This is a genomic window from Streptomyces sp. NPDC002785 (assembly GCF_040295565.1).
Classification (GTDB): Bacteria; Actinomycetota; Actinomycetes; order Streptomycetales; family Streptomycetaceae; genus Streptomyces.
The window spans coordinates 1-5,337 of record NZ_JBEOVN010000315.1 but is presented as its reverse complement, the minus strand read 5'-3'; the positions used below and the strand labels follow the sequence as shown (position 1 = coordinate 5,337).

Annotated in this window: 5 protein-coding genes; all 5 read left to right on the top strand. The window is 67.9% G+C overall.

What is annotated here, in order from left to right:
- Positions 1 to 351: GTP-binding protein (locus ABTZ94_RS36060; protein WP_351207435.1), on the top strand; the 351-nt coding region annotated here is incomplete at its 5' end.
- A 348-nt stretch (positions 352 to 699) separates the two neighbouring features.
- On the top strand, positions 700 to 3,903 hold the full coding sequence (locus ABTZ94_RS36055; RefSeq protein ID WP_351207434.1) for a sensor histidine kinase: 3,204 nt from the start codon (positions 700 to 702) through the stop codon (positions 3,901 to 3,903).
- A 10-nt stretch (positions 3,904 to 3,913) separates the two neighbouring features.
- Complete coding sequence (locus ABTZ94_RS36050) at positions 3,914 to 4,327, top strand: roadblock/LC7 domain-containing protein (RefSeq protein ID WP_351207436.1); 414 nt, start codon at positions 3,914 to 3,916, stop codon at positions 4,325 to 4,327.
- Positions 4,328 to 4,416: 89 nt separating this feature from the next.
- On the top strand, positions 4,417 to 5,031 hold the full coding sequence (locus ABTZ94_RS36045; RefSeq protein WP_351207431.1) for a DUF742 domain-containing protein: 615 nt from the start codon (positions 4,417 to 4,419) through the stop codon (positions 5,029 to 5,031).
- The coding region (locus ABTZ94_RS36040) for a GTP-binding protein (protein ID WP_187282152.1) at positions 5,012 to 5,337 on the top strand (326 nt) is incomplete at its 3' end. The genes ABTZ94_RS36045 and ABTZ94_RS36040, both read left to right, overlap by 20 nt.

Sequence of the window (5,337 nt, the reverse complement as noted above, 5' to 3'; positions counted from 1 at the left end):
CTGGACCAGGACCTGATCCTGTACCTCTTCGGTACGCCCGGACAGGACCGCTTCTGGTTCATGTGGGACGACCTGGTCCGCGGCGCCATCGGCGCCGTCGTCCTCGTCGACACCCGCCGCCTCGCCGACTGCTTCCCCGCGGTCGACTACTTCGAGAACAGCGGACTCCCCTTCGTCATCGCTCTCAACGGCTTCGACGGACACCAGCCCTACACCCCCGACGAGGTCCGCGAAGCGCTCCAGATCGGACCCGACACCCCGATTCTCACGACGGACGCACGGCACCGTTCGGATGCCAAGAGCGGCCTCATCACGCTCGTGGAGCACGCTCTGATGGCGCGGCTGAAGTAGGCGCAAGTCTGTATTGATATACGGCAGTTACCGTCGTCAAACGGGGGTGGACTGTGTCCTTTGACACGATCCACCCCCCGTGTTCATAACGTTTCGACAGAGAATTGCCCCGCGTTCAACACCCGATGCATTCGATCGGTGCCGCTGTGCTCACATGAGCCCCGCCTTTTGGCGGGGCTCGCTCTTTATGCCCGTTTTATCTGAGGCCTGTACCACTCGGAATGGCTGGTTCCGACTGTTTGGAACGCGGCCGGTCCCCGTGCTGGAATTCGACGAACTCCCCAGTAGTACGGCCCTGAACAAAAAACGGCACAACGTAGGTGCCGACGCCGAGAGGTTGTTGGTCGAGTGAGGCATAACAGCAAGGGCTCCGCGGCGCAGCATGAGCGGGGCAACTTCACCCCGCCGCCGCGCGCCGCGGCGGCGCCTGCCGGTGTGCCCGAGGCGGCGACGTCCGGCGGCAGCAGCAGCCGGATGTCCCCGCGCAACTGGCGGGTGCCGACCCGGCTGAACGCGATCCTCCTGATCCCGGTGCTGGTCGGCCTGGTCATGGGCGGCTTCCAGGTGAAGGGGTCGATCGACACCTGGCGAGAGGCGCAGGACGCCGAGAAGACCGCGCTGATCGTGCACGCGGCCTCCGTGTACGGCCAGGCGCTCCTCAATGAGCGTGACCTCACCGCACAGCCTCTGCTGTCGAACAAGCGTGACGCCGCTGTCGTCAGCCAGGTCCGGGCCACCACCGACGCTGCCGCGGCCAAGTTCAACACGGCCGTGAAGGACCTGCCGAAGAAACAGGGCCTTGAGCGGCGTCTTCAGCTGTTCCGGCTGGAGGAGCCCAAGCTCCCCGACCTGCGCAAGGCCGCCTACGCCGAGGCCATGGACCCGGTGAAGACGGAAGAGGGCTACATCCAGGTGCAGCACTCCCTGATGGAGTTCTGCAACGAGCTGGGGCTGGGCACCGGCAACATCACCAGCTATGGCCGTACGGTTTATGCGATCGAGCTCGCCAAGGCTGCAGAATCGCTTCAGCGCTCCATCGGTATGCATCTCCTGGTGCGTCCGAGTCAGGAGAGCGCCAAGTTCGATGCCCAGGTCAAGGCCTTCGGCTCGTACAACTACCTGGAGCAGATCGCACTCGGCGAGTTCCTCTCCGGAGGTACGGAGGCCGACGCGGCCCGGCTGGAGCAGGTCACGGCCGCCAAGTCGGACGACGGCGCGGAGCAGCTGAAGAAGGCCAAGGAGCAGGCCGACGCCGCGGGTGTCCCGTTCGTCGAGCCGCCCAGCGTCGACGGCTCGGTCTTCGACGGCATGGCCCAGCAGATCGGGCTGGGCAAGTCGCCCGAGAAGCTGGCTGCGAAGGGCATCACGCCCGAGACCTGGATGGCGGCCGCCACCGCCAAGTTCGACGGCTACACCACGGTCGAGGACGAGCTCGTCGACAAGGCGGTGACCGAGGCCGCGGACATCTCGTCCAGCGCCAAGAACGACGCCCTCATCAACGCCGCCGTCGTGATCGTCGCCCTGCTGGCCGCCTTCGTCCTGGCCGGGCTGATGGCCCGGCAGATGAGCCGCTCGATGCTCCGGCTGCGTACGGCCGCCTTCGGGATCGCCGAGCAGCGGCTGCCGACGCTGGTCGACCAGCTCTCCAGGGCTGATCCCGGCCGGGTCGACACCCGCGTCCAGCCGATCCCGATCGACAGCCGGGACGAGATCGGTGAGGTCGCCCGCGCCTTCGACCAGGTGCACCGCGAAGCGGTCCGGCTGGCGGCCGAACAGGCCATGCTGCGGGGCAACGTCAACGCGATCTTCACCAACCTGTCGCGTCGCAACCAGTCGCTGATCGAGGGCCAGCTGACCCTCATCACCGACCTGGAGAACAACGAGGCCGACCCGGACCAGCTGTCCTCGCTCTTCAAGCTCGACCACCTCGCGACCCGTATGCGCCGTAACGGCGAGAACCTCCTCGTCCTCGCCGGCGAGGAGCCGGGCCGCCGCTGGAACCAGCCGGTCCCGCTGATCGACGTGTTGCGGGCCGCCGCCTCCGAGGTGGAGTCGTACGAGCGCATCGAGCTCTCCGGGGTGCCGGAGACCGAGATCCACGGCCAGTCCGTCACCGACCTCGTGCACCTGCTGGCCGAGCTGCTGGAGAACGCCACCACGTTCTCCTCGCCGCAGACCAAGGTGCGGGTCACGGCGACCCGGCTGCCGGACAGCCGCGTGATGATCGAGATCCACGACAAGGGCATCGGCCTCACCGCCGAGGACTTCGCCGACATCAACCACAAGCTGGCCAACCCGCCGACCGTGGACGCCGCAGTGTCCCAGCGGATGGGTCTGTTCGTGGTCGGCCGGCTCGCCGACCGGCACGGCATCCGGGTCCAGCTGCGCCCCTCGGGCGAGCAGGCCGGAACGACCTCGCTGGTCATGTTGCCGGATGCCATCACCCACGGTGGTGGTGGTGAACCGGCCGCCGCGCAGGACGACTTCACCGTCTCCTCGATCATTCCGCAGCAGCAGACCTACGAACAGCTGCCGCATCAGCCGCAGATGCGCACGGCGGCGGATCTCGGCTTCGACGACTCGCGCTACGAGCAGCCATCGGCGGGCTCCGCACGGCTGGACCCGGTGGGCCGCTCGCTGATGCGTGACGAGCGCCGGGCCGCGCTGGAGGCACAGACGGCCGGCGAGCACCCGCAGTTCCCGCAGGAGCAGTACGCCGCGAACCAGCCCGCCGGGAACGAGTACGCCGGCAACGGGTACGCCGAGAACCGGTACGCCCAGGAGCCGCAGCAGGGCCTGCAGCAGGAGCAGTACGAGCAGGCTTCGTACGAGGGCGGCTACGACGCCTACCGCGGTGACACGGGCTTTGCCGAGCAGTCCGACCACGCTCATCAGGGCGGCTATGCGGAGGCTGCGTATGCGGCCGGTGAGGTCCCGTCGCCGTCGCACGAGGAGCAGTTCGCCCCCCAGCCCCACCAGAGCGAGTGGCCGGATCAGAGCGCCTACCAGGGCGCGTACGAGCCGCAGGCAGAGACCGAAACGGAATCTGTCCCGAGCGCCCCCGCCGAGCCGCAGGAACGCGTAGGCTTCGACCATCCGGGGTCCGCCCCGAACTCCGGCCCCGAGCTGACCGAAGCCGGTCTGCCGCGCCGGGGCGGCCAGCAGCACTGGCAGCCCACCGGCCGCGGGAACAACCGGCCCACCGCCGCGCAGCAACAGCCGCAGCAGCAGGAACTGCAGCAGCGGCAGTCGCCCGCGCAGCAGGACGGGAACGGCCCCGACGACTGGCGCTCTGCGAACAACGAGCGCTGGGAGCGGGCCGAGAAGCTCCGGGAGCCGAAGGCGGGCGGGGTCACCCCGTCCGGACTTCCCCGGCGGGTACCCAAGGCCAATCTGGTCGAGGGCACGGCGGAGCAGACCCTGCAGGACGGCCCTCAGGTCTCCCGCGCCCCCGAGGACGTCCGCGGCAGGTTGAGCAACCTGCGGCGGGGCGTCCTGCGGGGACGTAACGCGGGTTCGGACACAAGTGATACCTACAACCAGGAGCGTTAGTGTGAGCCCGATGAGCCAGGCGGCGCAGAATCTGAACTGGTTGATCACCAACTTCGTGGACAACACCCCCGGGGTGTCGCACACGGTGGTGGTCTCCGCCGACGGACTCCTGCTCGCCATGTCCGAAGGATTTCCGCGCGACCGCGCGGACCAGCTGGCGGCCGTCGCCTCCGGTCTGACCTCGCTGACCGCGGGCGCCTCCCGGATCTTCGAAGGCGGCACCGTGAATCAGACGGTTGTCGAGATGGAGCGCGGATTCCTCTTCATCATGTCCATCTCCGACGGATCTTCGCTGGCCGTTCTCGCGCATCCGGACGCCGACATCGGTCTGGTCGGGTACGAAATGGCCCTTCTTGTCGACCGTGCGGGCAGCGTCCTCACCCCGGACCTCCGCGCCGAACTTCAGGGAAGTCTTCTTAACTAGTAAACAGGCAGTGCGTTTCGCGCCACCGAGCCATAAGGTGCGGTGGCGCGGACCCACTGGGATCGGGGCCGGCAAGCGGAGGAGGAATCGTGGCAACACCCCCAGGCGGACACCGGTACGACGGTGGCCAGAACGTGCCGGGTGAGCACGGGGACAATCGTTTCAACTTCCCCTCCACACCCGGCAGGCAGGGCGCACAGCAGCCGTATCAGCCGTATCAGCCTTATCAGCAGCCGCCGCAGGGCGCCCAGCAGGGTCCCGGGTGGCCTCCGCAGCGGCCGCACCGCTACGACTCGCCCCAGTCGCCCCGCATTCAGCCTGTACAGCCGCGGCAGGCCCCCGATCCGGCCGCACCGGCCGCGCACAATCCGCTGGTCCGTCCGTACGCCATGACCGGCGGCCGGACCCGACCGCGCTACCAACTCGCCATTGAGGCGTTGGTCAGTACCACGGCCGATCCGTCCCGGCTGCAAGGGCAGTTGCCCGAGCACCAGCGGATCTGCCGACTGTGCTTCGAGATCAAGTCGGTCGCCGAGATTTCGGCACTGCTCTCGATCCCGCTCGGCGTTGCCCGGATCCTCGTAGCCGACCTGGCAGAGGCCGGACTCGTCGCTATCCATCAGCCCGGCGGCGACGAGTCCGCCGGCGGCCAGCCAGATGTGACACTGCTCGAAAGGGTGCTCAGTGGACTTCGCAAGCTCTAGCGGCGGAGCAGCCCGCTCCACTACCTCGGCGAAGATCGTGGTGGCAGGGGGCTTCGGCGTGGGTAAGACCACGTTCGTCGGTGCCGTTTCGGAGATTAATCCGCTGCGTACCGAAGCCGTGATGACGTCCGCGTCCGCGGGCATCGACGATCTGACGCACACCGGGGACAAGACCACCACGACGGTGGCGATGGACTTCGGCCGCATCACCCTGGACCAGGACCTGATCCTGTACCTCTTCGGTACGCCCGGACAGGACCGCTTCTGGTTCATGTGGGACGACCTGGTCCGCGGCGCCATCGGCGC

Excerpts from the sequence above, each read along its gene's own strand:
- ABTZ94_RS36050 (WP_351207436.1), top strand. The coding sequence starts at position 3,914 with ATGAGCCAGGCGGCGCAGAATCTGAACTGGTTGATCACCAACTTCGTG.